The sequence below is a fragment of the Clostridium sp. D5 genome, assembly GCF_000190355.1.
In the GTDB taxonomy this organism is placed as follows: domain Bacteria; phylum Bacillota; class Clostridia; order Lachnospirales; family Lachnospiraceae; genus Faecalicatena; species Faecalicatena fissicatena_A.
Genome location: NZ_GL870820.1, coordinates 37,725 through 54,444 on the forward strand (window position 1 = coordinate 37,725; position 16,720 = coordinate 54,444).

Genomic DNA, 16,720 nt, shown 5'->3' on the forward strand with positions numbered 1-16,720 from the left:
CTTTATTCTGCATTATTGATAAAATAGTAATAGTTGGATGCATCTTGTGAAGAAAAAGGTAGACTTTGGTCTGCAAGTGCATTACATAGCTTTTTTGGTGGTAAAAGGTGACTTTATATATGAAAATGGCTATATTTTCCATTTAAACTTTAAAAATTCTGTTTTAATTTATCTTATCAATAATGCAGAATAAAGTCTGCTTTAATCCGCAGTGCCGTAAGGAGGAATGAATTATGTCAAGAGAAGAGGGACTGTTAGAATTTTTGGCACATCAGGTAGGTGCCGGATATATCTCTGATTTGCGGAAAGATGATTTTCACAGCGAACTAATCAGTTGTATAGAGAGTGTTAAAAGTACTGCCTACCCAATTAATGAATGGGTGGATGTACTGGACTACCTGACAGGGATAAAAAGAATCATAGAAAGCCCCGAAGAAGGCAAAAAAGCTCTACTCGAAGCGTTATGAACAGCGTAAAGAAAATCAAAACAGGTATCCCAAAATCCTAAAACGGATGGCGGATACCTTTTTTTTGTAAGTGAGTATATTATTAAGCCCACTTGACATGTGGGATCGAAAGGAGTATTATTCAACATGAACATTGTTCAGTTTGGGGCAGGAGGTTTTTAGGATGAATTTGACGGCTACGTCAGAAGAGGCAATTATTGCGGCTTGTCAGAATATCGTAAGAAAAAAAGGGCTTTCAGCCGTCAATATGCGCTCTGTTGCCGCGGAATGCAATGTGGCCGTTGGCTCTATATATAATTATTTCCCGTCTAAGTCAGATCTTCTATGTGCCGCAATAGAAAGTATCTGGATAGATATTTTTCATATGCCGGGCAGTCTTCCGGAATTCGCTGATTTCGTGGATTGTCTGTCCTGGATGTATGAGAGTATGAAGGTGGGCGGCAGGAAATATCCCGGGTTCTTTTCCATGCATGCGTTAAGTTTTGCTTCAGAGGATAAAGTAAGAGGACGCAGAAGGATGGAAGAATATTTTAACCATTTAAAGGAAAGCCTTCTGGAGGTGTTAAATAAGGATACCAGAATCAGAGAAGGTACATTTAATGAAGTTTTAACTCCGGAGTTGTTTATAGAATATATACTTACTCTCTTTTTTGCATCGCTGCAGGATTCGCAGCAAACTTGTGACGGACTGATAGAAATCGTGAAAAGATGTCTTTACCGGAGCGTTCTTGATAAATCATAGTATAGTCTACCTGATTCATTTAGCTGGCTGGCAGATGGGGAAATGAAGCAGGAAGAATATGTCCCTCATTTTGCAGTAGGGAATATTTTGATTCAAAATGAACGTTGTTCAGAGGACATAGGGAGGTTTTAATAATGAAAGTAAAAAAAGAAAACTTATTAATTATAGCAAGCCTTGTATGGCTTGCGGCAGGATTTAATATCTTGCGTATCGGGATAAAATCATACGCAGGTTATGTTACAATATTAAATCTGTTCCTTTCTATTGTGGTTTTTCTGGTATTCTGGTTTATGGTTTTCTATAAACTGACGGTAAAACATACCGACAGAATACGAAAGTACGAGGAAGAACTGCAGTTCTTTTTAAAATTTTTTGATGTGAAATCATTCTGTATTATGGCATTTATGATGATATTCGGCATATCAATCCGTACGTTTAACCTTGCACCGGATGTGTTTATTGCCGTTTTTTATACAGGACTTGGCACTGCACTGTTCGGGGCAGGTCTGCTCTTTGGACGCAATTATTATAAATATAAACAGAATCTAATATAAAACCGTTAAAAACATCGAACTGGGAGGTATGTATGTCTAAATTACTGGTTGCAGCAATTATTTTTATGACTTTGGCACTTACATTTTACACAATTGGGGTATTTGGTGAGAAGAAAAAAGGGATACTGCTGAAATGGCATGTGATTGTGTTCTGGATGGGATTTATATGTGATACAACTGGTACTACAATTATGGGGAAAATATCCGGTTCCGGCTTTTCCTTCAACATACATGGAGTTACGGGGCTGATTGCCCTGCTGCTGATGGCCTTTCATGCGGTCTGGGCGGCGGTTATTCTCGTGAAAAAGAATGAGAATGCCAAAAAAGTTTTTCATAAGTTCAGTGTCGTGGTCTGGGCAATCTGGTTAATTCCATACGTACTTGGTATGTTTATTGGAATGCAGGGTTAGAATAACGGACACTGCAAGTTTGGCGAACGGACGATATATTTTATCCGGTCACTTTTTCCACAATTGCCAGAAGCGACATCCTGAGAGTCTCCTTGTCAAACTGATAGTGAGGAGATTTGACGTCTGTCTCCTGCATGGCATCTGTATTCAGGATACAGTGCATAATACTGGCCGCGGATTTGAGGATATGGTCAGGCTTATCCGGATTAAGATCTTTTAAAAAGAGGTAGAGCATCTGCGTATACTTGGCAGCCCAGTCCAGCAGTCCTTCGTATTCGTAAGTGGCGGAGACCAGGATACTGACGCGGTGAAGCTTTCTGGTCATCTCGTGTTCTTTATAGGTCTGTGAGCGGGAGAGCAGATAGTCAATCATTGTTTCCTTATCCGGTACAGACGGAGAATGAATGACACTGGTGCGGATAAAGTCAGATACATACTCATCCCAGATGTCCATAAAAAGATCCTGCTTGCTTTTCCACTGCCGGTAGACAGAACCTACGCTGTACCCTGCGAGCGCAGCAATATCCTGTATAGAAGTTTCATCATAGCCCTTCTCCAGAAAAAGCTGTCTGGCTGCATTCTTTAATTCTGTTTTCGTCATAAGTGATTTTTCCTGCTGTCGTGTTCCCATAGGATCTCCATTCTTACACTGAAGTGTGTCTGAAAAAATATTTTCTGCTACATTCTGTATTTCATATTATCATGAAGAGAAATTGATGTAAATGAAAAGTGAAATTTAATAAAAAATAGTAAAGCAAAAAACTTGCCGGAAATTTTTGGGCATGTATGTAAGTGGTAATAGTTCAGGCAAGTCTGTGCTGTTACCAGTAAGTAACCATAGCTATAAAAATAGTTTTAGATTTGGTTGACTTTTTCTGTGATACGAATTATCATAAAAGTGAACTAGATTCACAAAATGAGTTATATTCACAAGGAGGTATTCTTATGGGAAACAAGTATCCGAATTTAATGGCAAAAGGCACTATTGGCAAACTGGAAACACGCAACAGAACCGTGATGTGTGCGATGGGAATTAATCAGTCGGATCATGGATTTGTCAATCAGGCTGTTATAAACCACTATGCGCAGCGTGCAAAAGGCGGAATCGGCCTGATTATGATAGAAGTAACCTGTGTGGATTCCCCTGTGGGATTGAATACGGCTAATATGCTGGTGATCGATGATGACAAATACATTCCGGGAATGACGAAGCTGGCCTCTGCCATTCACGACAATGGGGCCAAATGTCTGCTCCAGATCAGCCATACCGGGCGCGGATCGAGGAGAAAAATCACAGGGCATCAGCCCGTAGGTCCCAGTGCAGTGGCAATGCCCTATTCCTTTATGATGGGCCTGGGAAACGAAGAGCCGAGAGAACTGACAATCGAGGAGATCAAAGAGATAGAGAACAAGTATGCAAATGCAGCTCTGCGCGCGAAAAAGGCAGGCTTCGACGGCATCGAGCTTCATAGCGTCGGCTATTATATGGGACAGCAGTTTTTATCTTCCACGGCAAATGTACGTACAGATGAATACGGTGGAAACCCGGAGAACCGGGTGCGTTTCCATCTGAATATTATTAAAAAGATGAAAGAACTGTGCGGAGATGACTTTACCGTCGCTGTAAAACTAAGTGCAGTAGAGATGGGGGAGGATGCCGGAATCACCATGGAGGACGGCATGTACTATGCAAAACGTTTTCAGGATGCCGGTGTAGATGCCATAGAAGTTCTGGCAGGGACCTGGAAGAAAGAAGCATCTATGGAAGATGTGCCGGATTCAGGAGCAGGAAAAGGCCAGGCAATCGGCCTGTGTGCAGCGCTGAAAATGGGCATCGAAAAAATGACAGGAGAACCGGCAAAAATAAAATTCATAGGTGGAGGCCGCGCACAGGATCCTGCAGTTGCGGAAAACGCTCTGGCAACCGGACAATGTGATTACATATTTATTGGAAAAGGTGTGCTGGCGCAGCCTGATCTGGTCAATTTAATTGTAGAGGGAAGAGAAGACGAGATCCGTCCATGTATCGGCTGCGGTGTCTGTATCGATTCCCAGCTCCAGGAAGGCGCCCGCGGCAGATGTTCCGGAAATGCGGTGATGGGACATGAAGATAATGATTACACCATAGAGAAAGCCAAAACCCCAAAACAGATCGTAGTAGCAGGTGGAGGCGTTGCCGGAGTAGAGGCTGCCAGAATCGCAGCACTCAGAGGTCATCACGTTCGGCTCTTCGAAAAATCAGACAAGATCGGCGGCCAGATATTCCATGCAATGGCGCCGCCGCACAAAGGAAACATGAAGCCGCTCATAACCTACCTGGAGAATCAATTAAATATCCACGGAGTAGAAGTACATCTAAACACAGAGTTAACCCCAGAACAGATCTTAGATATGAAACCAGACGCAGTAATCTGTGCAACCGGAGTCATCCCTGCTACACTTCCCATCCCGGGATTTGAAATAGCCGTACAGTCCAAAGACATCCTGACAGGAGCCGAATGCGGAGACCAGGCGGTCATCATAGGAGGCGGTTCCGTAGGCTGCGAAACCGCAGAATACCTCGCAGAAAAAGGAAAAAAAGTCACAGTAATCGAACTGCTCGATACCCCGGCCGAAAAAATGGTTAACGTAGCAAGAACCATCCTCCTGAGCCACCTCAAAGGCTACGGAGTACAAATCCTGACCTCCTGCAAATGCAAAGAAATCACAGAAACCACGGTTATCTACGCAGACAAAGATGGAAATATACATACACTCCCCGCAGACACTGTAATAGCAGCCACCGGAGACAAACCATCAGACACCCTCTACCAGCAGCTAAAAGGAAAAATAGAACCTCTCTACAACATAGGCGACAGCGCAGCCCCGGATTCAATAGCAACAGCCGTATCCCAGGGCTATTACACAGCCCTCAAGTTATAAAATAAAACTATTAAGCGTAAAAGGAGCATCGTTAAGAATTACAAGCTCCCTCCACTAAGCGGGCACATTACAATCCTGATGCACCCAGCCGTTCTGAAATGGGGAGAGGGACGCCTCCGGTTCTCCCGGAGGCGTCCCTCTCCCCGTTTCAGAACGGCGAACCTTCAAAATTCACATCCCCCGCTCAAAAAATTTTAATCATCCTCTTCAGTAGCGACGGTATAAGTCTGCCGTTTCCGCGCCATTTCATCACTTTCAAGATATTCATCATAAGTCGTAATCTTATCAATCAATTTTCCACCTGGCACGATTTCCATGATACGGTTGGCTGTAGTCTCTACGATCTGGTGGTCACGGGAGGTAAACAGAAGAACTCCCGGGAATTTAATCATTCCATTATTCAGTGCGGTGATCGCTTCCATATCCAGATGATTGGTAGGCTCATCCAGCAGCAGGACATTGGCGCCGGATATCATCATCTTGGACAGCAGGCAGCGCACTTTTTCGCCCCCGGAAAGAACCTTCAGGCGCTTCACGCCGTCCTCACCGGCAAAGAGCATTCTGCCGAGGAAACCGCGGACATATGTGGCATCTTTGTTTTCAGAAAACTGAGTGAGCCATTCGGTAATGGTATAGTCATTATCAAATTCCCCGCCGAAATCTTTTGGAAAATATGCCTGTGAGGTAGTGATCCCCCATTTATAGGTTCCCTCGTCCGGCTCCATTTCTCCGATCAGTATCTTAAACAGTACTGTTTTTGCAAGCTCATTGCTGCCTACAAATGCTACCTTGTCATCGTGTCCGAGTGTAAAGGTAAGGTTGTCCAGAATCTTTTCTCCATCGATGGTTTTGGAAAGTCCTTCTACAGAGAGCACTTCGTTCCCGATTTCACGGTCAGGACGGAAATCGATGTAAGGATATTTTCTGCTGGATGGTTTAATCTCGTCCAGTTCGATCTTTTCCAAAGCTCTTTTACGTGAGGTTGCCTGTTTGGATTTGGAAGCATTAGCGCTGAAACGGGAAATAAAGTCCTGCAGTTCCTTGATCTTATCTTCCTTTTTCTTATTCGCCTCTTTCATCTGGCGGATCAGCAGCTGGCTGGATTCATACCAGAAGTCATAGTTGCCGGTGTAGAGCTGAATCTTGCCGTAGTCGATATCTGCAATCTGTGTACATACCTTATTCAGGAAATAACGGTCATGAGAAACAACGATGACTGTGTTGTCAAAGTTGATCAAAAATTCTTCCAGCCATGCGATTGCATCCAGATCCAAATGGTTGGTAGGCTCATCCAGAAGCAGGATATCCGGGTTGCCGAATAGAGCCTGGGCAAGAAGAACCTTTACCTTTTCTGCACCTGTCAGATCTTTCAGACATTTATAGTGAAGCCCGGTGTCGATGCCAAGGCCGTTTAGAAGGGTTGCGGCATCAGATTCCGCCTCCCATCCGTTCATAGTGGCAAATTCACCCTCCAGTTCACTGGCACGGATTCCGTCTTCATCTGTAAAATCTTCTTTTGCATAAATAATTTCTTTTTCTTTCATAATTTCATACAGACGCGCATTTCCCATTATTACGGTGTCAAGCACGACAAATTCATCATATTTGAAATGATCCTGCTGCAGGAAGGAAAGACGTTCACCCGGTGTGATATTAACTTCGCCTTTCGAAGGCTCCAGCTGGCCGGATAAAATCTTCAGAAAAGTAGATTTTCCTGCACCGTTGGCTCCGATGAGACCGTAGCAGTTTCCCTCTGTAAATTTGATATTAACATCTTCAAACAGCGCTTTTTTTCCAACGCGCAAGGTTACATTATTTGCACTGATCATAGCATAATCTCCTTTATATTCATGTATATTCATGTTGTATCTGTTCTGAACCATGAACAGATACGCCGCAAGCCCATGAAAATCGTCTGCGGCGATGGGGCTTGCTTTTGGCTGTTCAAGGTTTTCGTACGGACTGTGCAGTAAATGCACAGTCCTGTACTGAACAGTTACTTCATGTTACTGTAATCCCACCGCTTATCTTAACATGAGATGGATGGAAATGGCAAGGTTTCCGTTGGTTTTCACGAAAATTAAAAGTTTGTAGTTTTCGAATAGACGAAATCGTTATATAATGAGTAAAGAAAGCGAGGAGAATTTATGCAGAAAGCAACATTAGTTTTGGAAGGCGGAGCAACACGTGGTGTATTTTCATCAGGGGTTCTGGATTATCTGATGGAACGGGAACTGTATATGTCACATGTCATCGGAGTTTCGGCCGGGGCGTGCAATGCAGTGGACTATGTTTCCAGACAGCCGGGCAGGACAAGGGACTGCATGATACCTACAGATAAAAGCGGCAGTTATTATTATGGTTTCCGGAGGTTTGTAAAAGAGCGGAGCCTGATGAATATGGATTTGATATTCGACATTTTCCCGAATCAGATCTATCCTTTTGATTATGAGACTTTTTTTCAGTCGGAGATAGAATGCGAGCTTGTGGCAACCAACTGCCTGACCGGAAAAGCAGAATATTTTAAGGAGAAGAGTGAAAAAGAGAGGCTTATGAAGATATGCCGTGCATCTTCAAGTATGCCTCTTGTGACGCCGATTGTCAATATAGAAGAGGTCCCTTATCTGGACGGAGGCCTTGCAGACAGCGTGCCGTTGAAACATGCGATGGAGCTGGGCAATGACAAGGTGGTGGTAATTCTGACAAGGAATGCGGGATACAGAAAAAAGAAATTATCTCCCGGCATGGTGGAGGTCTACCGCAGGGCCTACAGATCCTATCCGAATCTGGTCAAGGCGGTACTGACCAGAAGTTTTTATTATAATCGTACCATGAACCATCTGGAGACACTGGAACGCCAGGGCAGGATCTTTGTGCTGCGCCCGCTTGTAAAGCCTGTGGCCAGAATGGAGCGGAACAAGGAGACTCTGACAGCGTTTTATGATCATGGATATGAGCTGATGGAAAAGGAATACGACAGGCTGATGGATTATCTTACAAGATAGATGCAACAGGATCATATATTTCTGCAGCTATGCTGCACACCTGCCCGCAGGGTATACCCAAAGGGCACACCGTAATTCATGCCCTTCGGGCGGATCTGCAGCACAGCTGCAGAATAAGGTATACCCAAAGGGCACCCCGTAACTCATGCCCATACGGGCGGGTCTGCAGCACAGCTGCAGAATAAGGTATGATTTAATAGATGCCCCGGGTATGAAGTGAATTTCATAAAGGAGGCCAGGATATGAATTTGTTTGAACATCACATTTCTACAAAGAATGTACAGCAGATGACAAAGGTGACCAATATGGTGAGGGAAGATGTGGTTAAGAGCGGAGTCAGGGACGGAATTATAGTTATATATTCGCCCCACACGACAGCCGGATTTACAATCAATGAAAATGCTGATCCGGATGTAGTGCATGACATGCTTGCCGGGTTTGAGGAAGCCTTTCCTCTGGAGGCGCCCTTTTACCGCCATGCGGAAGGCAATTCTCACGCACACATGAAGACCACTGTGACAGGGGCTTCCCAGACATTGATATTGAATGACGGGGAGATACTGCTTGGAATCTGGCAGGATCTGTATTTTTGTGAATATGACGGCCCGAGAAACCGTACGTTTTTTGTGAAGATTATAGAGGGCTGACGGGCAGTTGAAGACAGACAACTTACTGGCATTTTAGGATGCAGTTGAAAAACAGAAGTGCAATACAAGGCACTCCAGAACCTCCGGCGGGAGGCTGGAGAATGTCGCAGAACATTCCTGGCGGCAGGCATGCGGTCTTAATAGGGATTTAACATTTATTTATAAAAACAGGATAGAAGGGAGCCTCATGACATGCTAAAGTAATCATGGGATTTCAGGTACTTTATCTGAAAGCAGATTCCGTATCGGAATCCGGCAGACTGCACAATCCCAAGGTGCAGCTGTCCTGTGCCATTAAGTATACCCAAGGGCACCCCGTAATACATGCCCTGGGGGCGGCTCCGCAGTAAACTGCGGAATAAGGTATATTACTGAGAAAGATGAGGAAAAGAGTATGATCAGAAAGACATTAGACTATACACAAAACAGAGAGCTGTCCTGGCTGCGTTTTAATCAGAGGGTACTGGAGGAGGCACGGGACGAGAGCGTGCCGCTTCTGGAGCGCATGAAGTTTGTCGCAATATTTACGAGCAATCTGGATGAATTTTTTATGATTCGTGTCGGAAGCCTTTATGATTTGGCTTCTGTTGATAATAAAACTGTGGACAGCAAATCCGGCCTGACGCCGCAGGAACAGCTGGATGCGATTTATGAGGCAGTGGCCCCTCTGTATAAGGAGCGGGATAAGACCTATGCGGACATAAAAAAACAGCTTCACCCGTATGGGGTGTGCGGACTGGACTTTAAAGAACTGGATCCGCAGGAAAAAAAGTACGTGAAAAAATATTTTAAAGAACAGGTGCTTCCCGTTCTTTCCCCCCAGATTGTGGATGCAAACCATCCGTTTCCTCATTTGCTGAACAAGGAAATTTATGTGGTGGCAGACCTGAAGTTTGAGAATAAAAACATGATGGGGATTGTGCCCGTGCCGCAGTTCATATCCGATATCCTTTATCTCCCCGGGCATGATATCAGATATATCCGGATGGAGAAGGTAATCATGGAATATCTGGAAATCGTATTTGAACAGTATCAGGTATTGGAGAGGAACTATCTCTGCGTAACGCGCAATGCAGACATTTCCCCGGATGATGAGGCCTTTGCAGATAATGAAGATTTTCGGTTTATTATGAAGGAAACTCTGCACAAGAGAAAGCGTATGGCGGTTGTGCGTTTGGAAGCGGCCAACCCTCTGACCAAAGAGATGGAGAAGTATTTCTGCGATAAGTTTAATATAGAACCAGCCTGCATATTCCGTACAAAGATGCCGATGAAACTGGACTATATGTTCGCAATTGCGGAAAAAGTTCCTGTTTCTATGAAACGCTCACTGATTGATGAGCCGTTTTCACCGCAGCCGTCCCCGTCTGTAGGGGAGGGCAGTGTGCTGGCACAGGTGAAGAAGAAGGATATTCTGCTTTCCTTCCCGTATGAATCTATGGAGCCGTTTCTTCAGATGATCAAAGAAGCGTCGGTGGATCCGAATGTTATGACGATTAAGATCACGATCTACCGCCTGGCTAAAAAAACCCGCCTTGTAGAATATCTGTGTGCTGCAGCCGAGAACGGAAAAGAGGTAACCGCCCTGATTGAGCTCAGGGCGAGATTTGATGAGCAGAATAACATTGACTGGTCCGAGCGTATGGAGGAAGCCGGATGCCGTGTAATCTACGGTTTTGAGGGATATAAGGTTCATTCTAAGATTTGCCTGATTACATACAGGAATAAGAATGAGATCAAATATATTACCCAGATCGGAACCGGAAATTACAATGAGAAGACAGCAAAGATGTATACTGATTTCACTCTGATGACCGCCAGCCAGGCGATCGGGGAGGACGCGGTGGTATTCTTCAAAAACATGTCCATTGGTAATCTGGATGGCGCTTACCAGCATCTGATCGTATCCCCTACCAGCTTAAAGCCGAAGGTGCTGATGCTGATGGACGAGGAGATTAAAAAAGGAGCCGATGGCAGAATCATTATGAAAATGAATTCTGTTACGGATATGGATTTTATAAACAAGGTGGCGGAAGCCTCCAGGGCCGGGGTTAAAGTCGACCTGCTCGTACGGGGGATCTGCTGTATCCTTCCGGGGATTCCGGGGGAGACGGAGAATCTGACTGTGACGAGCATCGTCGGAAGATATCTGGAACATCCCCGCGTATTTGTGTTTGGCAGCGGTTCAGATCAGAAGGTATATATCGGTTCTGCGGATATGATGACCCGCAATACGGAAAAGCGTGTGGAGGTTGCCTGCCCTATTTATGACGAGGCCATCAGGAGACGCCTGGTTCGCGGGCTTAATATCATGCTGGCTGACAATGTAAAAGCAAGGGTGATGCAAAGTGACGGCACATATAAAAAGAAAGAGCAGACGGAAAAAAGAATGAGCGCCCAGGAAGTATTTATGAAAGAGGCACTGCTTGCAAAGCGTCAGGAAAAACCGGCAGAAAAGCCGTCATTCCTGAGACGGCTGAGAAGTTTATTTCGCTGAGAACGGAGGAAACAAGAGATGGGAACATTAACAGAAAAGGAATTTGGAACAACAGAGGACGGCAGGATGGCGGTTTTGTACACCATGAAAAACGACAGGGGTATGGTTGTGTCCGTGACAGATTACGGCGCAGCGCTTGTGGAGCTGATGGTGCCGGACCAGAATGGCAGTCCGGTGGATGTGGTGCTGGGATATGATGATGCTGCCGGTTACGAGGCAGGAGGAGCATCTTTTGGCGCACCGGTCGGCAGAAATGCAAACAGAATCGGCGGAGCATCTATTGAACTGAATGGAATCACCTATATGCTTGAGAAGAACGACAATGGCAATAATCTGCACAGCGGTACGGATTACTATAATAAACGTTTCTGGAATGTGGATGAAAAAACAGAAGACAGTATTACCTTTATTCTCCACAGTCCGGACGGCGACCAGGGATATCCGGGAGCGCTTGATATGAGAGTGGCGTATGAACTGACAGAAGACAACACTTTGCGCATGAAGTACCATGCAGTTCCGGACCAGGATACGGTCATTAATATGACCAACCACAGTTATTTCAATCTGAACGGCCATGACAGCGGCAGTATATTAAAGCATCGGATAATACTGGATGCAGATTATTTCACAAGAGCGGATGCAGAGTCTATTCCTACAGGAGAATTAACGGATGTGACCGGGACTCCTATGGATTTCAGAGAGCCAAAAACAATCGGCGCTGAGATCGATTCAGATTATGAAGCTACACAGTTGGGACAGGGGTATGACCACAACTGGGTATTGAAAAATAATGGAAAATTTGCTAAAGTAGCTGAGGCGGCCGGTGATGAGAGCGGCATTGTAATGGAAGTCTGGACAGACCTGCCCGGTGTGCAGGTATATACAGGAAACTTTCTGGACCGGGAACCGGGAAAGAATCAGGCAGTGTATGAAAAAAGGGCAGCAGTCTGCTTCGAGACCCAGTATTTTCCGGATGCTGTACATCACGATAACTTTGAAAGCCCGGTATGCAGGACGGGAGAGACATACTCCACAGTTACAGCATACCATTTTACAGTAAGGTAAAGTATATCACTCCACAGGCGGCAGCAGAGTCATGAAATTCTGATTTTGCTGTGCCGTTTTTGGGAGAATAAAAAGAAAAGCAGGCAGTATAAGTATTTATGGGGAAATCAGTATACATAGCGGAGAAGCCAAGTGTGGCCCAGGAATTCGCAAAGGCATTAAAATTGAATACAAGACGAAAAGACGGTTATCTGGAATCGGATGAGGCGATCGTAACCTGGTGTGTCGGACATCTGGTCACGATGAGCTATCCGGAGGAATATGACCCCGCGCTGAAGCGCTGGAGCCTGAATACGATTCCCTTTATTCCGGAAAATTTTAAGTATGAAGTCATTCCTTCCGTGGCCAAGCAGTTTCAGATTGTGAGCGGACTGCTTACAAGAGAAGATGTAGACACTATTTATGTGTGTACTGACTCCGGGCGGGAAGGGGAATATATATACCGGCTGGTCGAACAGGAAGCGCATGTTGAGGGGAAGAAGAGACGGAGAGTATGGATCGATTCCCAGACGGAAGAAGAGATTTTACGGGGGATCAGAGAGGCGAAAGATTTATCGGAATATGATAATCTCAGCGCCTCTGCTTATTTAAGGGCCAAGGAAGATTATCTGATGGGAATCAATTTTTCCCGCCTTCTGACTCTGAAATATGGAAACAGCATATCCAATTATCTCCATACAAAATATGCCGTAATATCGGTGGGGCGCGTTATGACCTGTGTACTGGGGATGATCGTCCGCAGAGAACGGGAAATCCGGGATTTTGTTAAGACACCTTTCTACCGTGTCCTGAGCACAATTGAGGCCGAGGGTCAGAACTTCGAAGGCGAGTGGCGGGCCGTCAAAGGCTCCCGCTATTTTGAATCGTTTGACTTGTACAAAGAGAATGGTTTTAAAAAGAGGGAAAAGGCAGAGGAGCTGGTGGATTATCTGAAGGAACCTGAACCTGTGACATGCCAGATTTCAGCGATAGAAAAGAAAAAAGAAAAAAAGAATCCACCGCTGCTCTACAATCTGGCCGAGCTCCAGAATGACTGTTCCAGAAGATTCAAGATCAGCCCTGACGAGACGCTCCGGATCGTGCAGGAGCTGTACGAGAAGAAGCTGGTCACATATCCCAGAACAGATGCCAGGGTATTGTCCACAGCCGTGGCAAAGGAAATCAGCAGGAATCTGAACGGACTTTCCAAGTACCCGGCAGCTGCGCCTTATCTTCAGGATATCCTTGGCTTTGGCAGCCACAAGGGCCTGGCAAAGACAAGGTATGTAAACGATAAACAGATCACGGACCATTACGCGATTATACCGACCGGCCAGGGGCTGGGGGCGCTTAATTCCGTTTCCCCGACGGCCTCAAGGGTGTATGAATGCATCGTGAGAAGATTTTTAAGTATCTTTTATCCGCCGGCAGTGTATCAGAAAGTGGCAATCACAACGAAGATAAAAGAAGAAAGCTTTTTCTCCAGCTTTAAGGTGCTGGCTGAGGAAGGCTACCTGAAGGTGACGGGGGTGCCGCAGACAAAGAAGAACACTTCCGTCCAGGGAAAAGATAACAACGCAGACGCCGGAGAAACCGGTGAAGGCAGCGACAGCGGTGAAAACAGTGGAGACCAGGATCTGGACACCAGTTTCTTCCAGGTGATACAGGGGCTGAAGAAGGGCGCTGTTCTCCTGGTGAAGGCACTGGATATCAAAGAAGGAGAGACATCTCCGCCGAAACGGTTCAATTCCGGTTCCATCATTCTGGCGATGGAAAATGCCGGCCAGCTCATCGAAGATGAGGAACTCCGTGCACAGATCAAAGGAAGCGGTATCGGAACCAGTGCAACACGGGCAGAAATCCTGAAAAAACTGATACACATTGAGTATTTGGGACTAAATAAAAAGACCCAGATTATTACCCCTACGCTTCAGGGAGAGATGGTTTTCGACGTAGTCGAGAATTCCATTAAGTCGCTGCTGAATCCCGAACTGACCGCCAGCTGGGAAAAGGGGCTGACTTATGTGGCTGATGGCGATATTACGCCGGATGAGTACATGAAGAAGCTGGATCATTTTATCGTTAGCAGGACCAATGGAGTGAAAGGGCTGAACAACCAGTATCAGCTGCGCAGCTGCTACGACCGTGCGGCCGGATTCTATAAGGAAACCAAGAACAAAAAGTAATCCTGTGCTGTCAGTGCTGAGTCAGATTATGACGGACAAGTCATTCCCCTGTCCGAGCGTTTTGCTTAACAGGAACCATTACCGATCAATTTGAAAAAATGTATACTCGAAAGAAATGTTCAGATGAAGAGCGAACTTGAACGATCAACCATATTTTTGCAGTGAGGAGGAAGCGCATGGAGGAGATATTGGTCACAATTCCGGTTGAGCCGCAGCATAAAAAATATCTGGAAGACGCTGCCGCCCGGGTGCTGGGCAGCGGCGGTTCACACTTTGTATACAAGGCACAGAAAGATGTAAAACAGGATATGGCAGAGAAAGCAGATATTATACTGGGAAACGTGGAACCAGAGTTTCTCAGAAATGCTGCAGATCTGAAGTTAATGCAGCTGGACAGCGCGGGGGCATCTCCTTATATTGTGCCGGGGATTATGCCGCCCGGGGCAAAACTGGCGAATGCCACAGGTGCCTATGGGCTGGCAATTTCGGAATATATGCTTGGAGCCGTGCTGATGCTGGTTAAAAAGCTGCATCTGTATGAAAGGAACATGCGGGCACATGCCTGGCAGGATGCAGGAAAGGTGAATTCCATTGCGGATTCTGTAACCCTGGTCGTAGGCCTTGGTGATATTGGCGGCCAGTTTGCACAGAAGATGCATGCTCTGGGCAGCCACGTCATAGGAATCCGCAGAAATAAGGCCAAAAAACCGGATTATCTGGAGGAGCTGCATCAGCTGGATGCACTGGATACCCTGCTTGAGCGGGCGGATATTGTAGCCTGCACGCTTCCTGGTACTCCTAAGACGGAGAAACTGTTCTGCAGGGAGCGCCTGGAAAAGATGAAAGACGGCGCGATCCTGCTCAACGTGGGCAGGGGAAGCCTGATCCCATCCCAGGATCTGTGCGATGCCCTGCACAGTGGAAAACTGGGAGGGGCGGCCATTGATGTGACGGAGCAGGAGCCGCTGGGGCCAGATTCTCCGCTGTGGGATGCACCGAACCTGCTGATCACCCCTCATGTGGCCGGCAAGTACCATATGCAGCAGATACTGGAATCAATTGTGGAAATTGCGGCATATAATTTACAAGCAATCTTGACAAACGGCACTATAAAAAATGAAGTTGACTTTCAGACCGGCTATCGGAAATTCTATGAGCCGGCAGACAAACAGGAGGAAGAAAGAATGACAGAATTAACCGTAAAAGAACTTTATACACTGGAGGAGACAATTGCTGCCGATATATTTGACGGCGTGACATATCCGTGGGAAGTCCTGCCGAAGATCAGCAGCTTCATTCTGGAACTGGGAAAGACTTTAGACGAAAAAGAATACGAGAAGCGCGGTGAGAATATCTGGATCGCCAGATCTGCAAAGGTAGCTCCTACCGCATATATTAACGGGCCGGCTATCATCGGAAAAGAAGCAGAGGTCAGACACTGCGCGTTTATCAGAGGAAATGCCATCGTGGGGGAAGGCGCGGTAGTCGGTAATTCCACGGAATTAAAGAATGTGATTTTGTTTAACAAAGTACAGGTACCTCACTACAACTATGTGGGCGATTCTATCCTTGGGTATAAATCACATATGGGAGCGGGGTCTATTACTTCCAATGTCAAGTCAGACAAAAAGCTGGTTTTGGTGAAAACGCCGGAAGGAAATATTGAGACGGGAATGAAGAAATTCGGCGCCATGCTGGGCGATGAAGTTGAAGTAGGATGCGGCAGTGTGCTGAATCCGGGAACTGTGGTGGGAAGCCATAGCAATATCTATCCGCTTTCATCTGTCAGAGGATATGTGCCGGGGGGGAGTATCTATAAAAAACAGGGGGAAGTCGTAGAAAAAATCGGGATTTAGGCAGCGAGCTTTAGACTCGTTGGCGGACGGGGACGCTTAATGACAGGGATGCCGGGGAGGTACTGGGGCTGTCATAAAGCTGGCTCTTCCGGACGGTAGGAAAGGGCTCGTTCCTCGGGTGGGATCCCAGACCGGGGCAACGAATGGAATAGAACTGGCGTAACTTTTATATCCCCAGCGGGCTTTTTAATAGACTTGAATAGCGCTTAAAAGTAAATCCAAGCTCATAAAGTATAAAAGCCTCCAAAACATACTGGAGAAATAAAAGTCACACCAATTCTATTCCATCCGCTGTCCCCGTCTGGGATCCAACCGGGGAAAGAGTTCTTTCCTATCGGCGGATGAACCTAGCTTACCGTGAGCCGGGACGGACTGTGAAAAACACCTGTC

Annotated in this window: 13 protein-coding genes and 2 pseudogenes; 13 read left to right on the forward strand and 2 right to left on the reverse strand. The window is 46.0% G+C overall.

The features are described 5' to 3' along the window. Nucleotides 1-233 precede the first annotated feature (233 nt). From HMPREF0240_RS20350 to HMPREF0240_RS20365, 4 genes are all read left to right on the forward strand, one after another. Nucleotides 234-467: a hypothetical protein gene (locus HMPREF0240_RS20350; protein WP_009005290.1), complete on the forward strand. Its 234-nt coding sequence runs from the start codon at nt 234-236 to the stop codon at nt 465-467. 163 nt (nt 468-630) lie between these two features. Continuing rightward, entirely contained in the window at nt 631-1,209 is a 579-nt protein-coding gene (locus tag HMPREF0240_RS20355; RefSeq protein ID WP_009005291.1) for a TetR/AcrR family transcriptional regulator, read from the forward strand. 134 nt (nt 1,210-1,343) lie between these two features. Next, nucleotides 1,344-1,763 carry a hypothetical protein gene (locus HMPREF0240_RS20360; RefSeq protein ID WP_035314398.1) on the forward strand — a complete coding sequence of 140 codons (420 nt, stop codon included), beginning with the start codon at nt 1,344-1,346 and terminating at the stop codon, nt 1,761-1,763. Nucleotides 1,764-1,795: 32 nt separating this feature from the next. Further along, nucleotides 1,796-2,173, forward strand: coding sequence for an HsmA family protein (locus tag HMPREF0240_RS20365; protein WP_009005293.1), 378 nt, complete (start codon nt 1,796-1,798; stop codon nt 2,171-2,173). Between the two features lie 40 nt (nt 2,174-2,213). Here HMPREF0240_RS20365 and HMPREF0240_RS20370 read toward each other — a convergent pair whose 3' ends face one another. Continuing rightward, nucleotides 2,214-2,774, reverse strand: a complete 561-nt coding sequence (locus tag HMPREF0240_RS20370) for a TetR/AcrR family transcriptional regulator (RefSeq protein ID WP_242833368.1) — start codon at nt 2,772-2,774, stop codon at nt 2,214-2,216. A 344-nt stretch (nt 2,775-3,118) separates the two neighbouring features. On the opposite strand from HMPREF0240_RS20370, the gene HMPREF0240_RS20375 reads away from it, so the two are divergent. Further along, nucleotides 3,119-5,095 carry an FAD-dependent oxidoreductase gene (locus HMPREF0240_RS20375; protein ID WP_009005295.1) on the forward strand — a complete coding sequence of 659 codons (1,977 nt, stop codon included), beginning with the start codon at nt 3,119-3,121 and terminating at the stop codon, nt 5,093-5,095. A 194-nt stretch (nt 5,096-5,289) separates the two neighbouring features. Here HMPREF0240_RS20375 and HMPREF0240_RS20380 read toward each other — a convergent pair whose 3' ends face one another. Then, nucleotides 5,290-6,924 (reverse strand): ATP-binding cassette domain-containing protein, encoded by a 1,635-nt coding sequence (locus HMPREF0240_RS20380; RefSeq protein ID WP_009005296.1) that lies wholly within the window; start codon nt 6,922-6,924, stop codon nt 5,290-5,292. A 318-nt stretch (nt 6,925-7,242) separates the two neighbouring features. Here HMPREF0240_RS20380 and HMPREF0240_RS20385 point away from each other — a divergent pair, with 318 nt between their 5' ends. The 8 genes and pseudogenes from HMPREF0240_RS20385 to HMPREF0240_RS20410 all read left to right on the forward strand — a co-directional run bounded on the left by HMPREF0240_RS20385 (nt 7,243) and on the right by HMPREF0240_RS20410 (nt 16,330). Further along, a complete protein-coding gene (locus HMPREF0240_RS20385) occupies nt 7,243-8,100 on the forward strand; it encodes a patatin family protein (RefSeq protein ID WP_009005297.1) in 858 nt (285 codons plus the stop codon). A gap of 242 nt (nt 8,101-8,342) precedes the next feature. Next, nucleotides 8,343-8,747, forward strand: coding sequence for a secondary thiamine-phosphate synthase enzyme YjbQ (locus tag HMPREF0240_RS20390; RefSeq protein WP_009005298.1), 405 nt, complete (start codon nt 8,343-8,345; stop codon nt 8,745-8,747). Nucleotides 8,748-8,793: 46 nt separating this feature from the next. Beyond that, nucleotides 8,794-8,871 (forward strand): annotated as a pseudogene (locus HMPREF0240_RS25120) (phosphohydrolase); the annotation flags it as partial. A 270-nt stretch (nt 8,872-9,141) separates the two neighbouring features. Next, nucleotides 9,142-11,244 (forward strand): polyphosphate kinase 1, encoded by a 2,103-nt coding sequence (gene ppk1, locus HMPREF0240_RS20395; protein ID WP_009005299.1) that lies wholly within the window; start codon nt 9,142-9,144, stop codon nt 11,242-11,244. Between the two features lie 18 nt (nt 11,245-11,262). Then, entirely contained in the window at nt 11,263-12,309 is a 1,047-nt protein-coding gene (locus tag HMPREF0240_RS20400; RefSeq protein WP_009005300.1) for an aldose epimerase family protein, read from the forward strand. Between the two features lie 98 nt (nt 12,310-12,407). Further along, the gene (locus tag HMPREF0240_RS20405; protein ID WP_035314400.1) at nt 12,408-14,474 is read left to right on the forward strand and encodes a DNA topoisomerase; all 2,067 of its coding nucleotides are present in this window, start codon (nt 12,408-12,410) and stop codon (nt 14,472-14,474) included. Between the two features lie 512 nt (nt 14,475-14,986). Then, nucleotides 14,987-15,487: pseudogene (locus tag HMPREF0240_RS25125) on the forward strand (NAD(P)-dependent oxidoreductase); the annotation flags it as partial. A gap of 171 nt (nt 15,488-15,658) precedes the next feature. Further along, nucleotides 15,659-16,330, forward strand: a complete 672-nt coding sequence (locus HMPREF0240_RS20410) for a UDP-N-acetylglucosamine pyrophosphorylase (RefSeq protein ID WP_035314452.1) — start codon at nt 15,659-15,661, stop codon at nt 16,328-16,330. Nucleotides 16,331-16,720 lie beyond the last annotated feature (390 nt).

What these genes read in the sequence shown, in the direction of transcription:
- HMPREF0240_RS20350 (WP_009005290.1), top strand. Translation starts at nt 234, where the DNA reads ATGTCAAGAGAAGAGGGACTGTTAGAATTTTTGGCACATCAGGTAGGT.
- HMPREF0240_RS20400 (WP_009005300.1), top strand. Translation starts at nt 11,263, where the DNA reads ATGGGAACATTAACAGAAAAGGAATTTGGAACAACAGAGGACGGCAGG.
- HMPREF0240_RS20355 (WP_009005291.1), top strand. Translation starts at nt 631, where the DNA reads ATGAATTTGACGGCTACGTCAGAAGAGGCAATTATTGCGGCTTGTCAG.
- HMPREF0240_RS20380 (WP_009005296.1), bottom strand. Translation starts at nt 6,924, where the DNA reads ATGATCAGTGCAAATAATGTAACCTTGCGCGTTGGAAAAAAAGCGCTG.
- ppk1 (WP_009005299.1), top strand. Translation starts at nt 9,142, where the DNA reads ATGATCAGAAAGACATTAGACTATACACAAAACAGAGAGCTGTCCTGG.
- HMPREF0240_RS20410 (WP_035314452.1), top strand. Translation starts at nt 15,659, where the DNA reads ATGACAGAATTAACCGTAAAAGAACTTTATACACTGGAGGAGACAATT.
- HMPREF0240_RS20390 (WP_009005298.1), top strand. Translation starts at nt 8,343, where the DNA reads ATGAATTTGTTTGAACATCACATTTCTACAAAGAATGTACAGCAGATG.
- HMPREF0240_RS20370 (WP_242833368.1), bottom strand. Translation starts at nt 2,774, where the DNA reads ATGACGAAAACAGAATTAAAGAATGCAGCCAGACAGCTTTTTCTGGAG.
- HMPREF0240_RS20405 (WP_035314400.1), top strand. Translation starts at nt 12,408, where the DNA reads ATGGGGAAATCAGTATACATAGCGGAGAAGCCAAGTGTGGCCCAGGAA.
- HMPREF0240_RS20360 (WP_035314398.1), top strand. Translation starts at nt 1,344, where the DNA reads ATGAAAGTAAAAAAAGAAAACTTATTAATTATAGCAAGCCTTGTATGG.
- HMPREF0240_RS20365 (WP_009005293.1), top strand. Translation starts at nt 1,796, where the DNA reads ATGTCTAAATTACTGGTTGCAGCAATTATTTTTATGACTTTGGCACTT.
- HMPREF0240_RS20375 (WP_009005295.1), top strand. Translation starts at nt 3,119, where the DNA reads ATGGGAAACAAGTATCCGAATTTAATGGCAAAAGGCACTATTGGCAAA.
- HMPREF0240_RS20385 (WP_009005297.1), top strand. Translation starts at nt 7,243, where the DNA reads ATGCAGAAAGCAACATTAGTTTTGGAAGGCGGAGCAACACGTGGTGTA.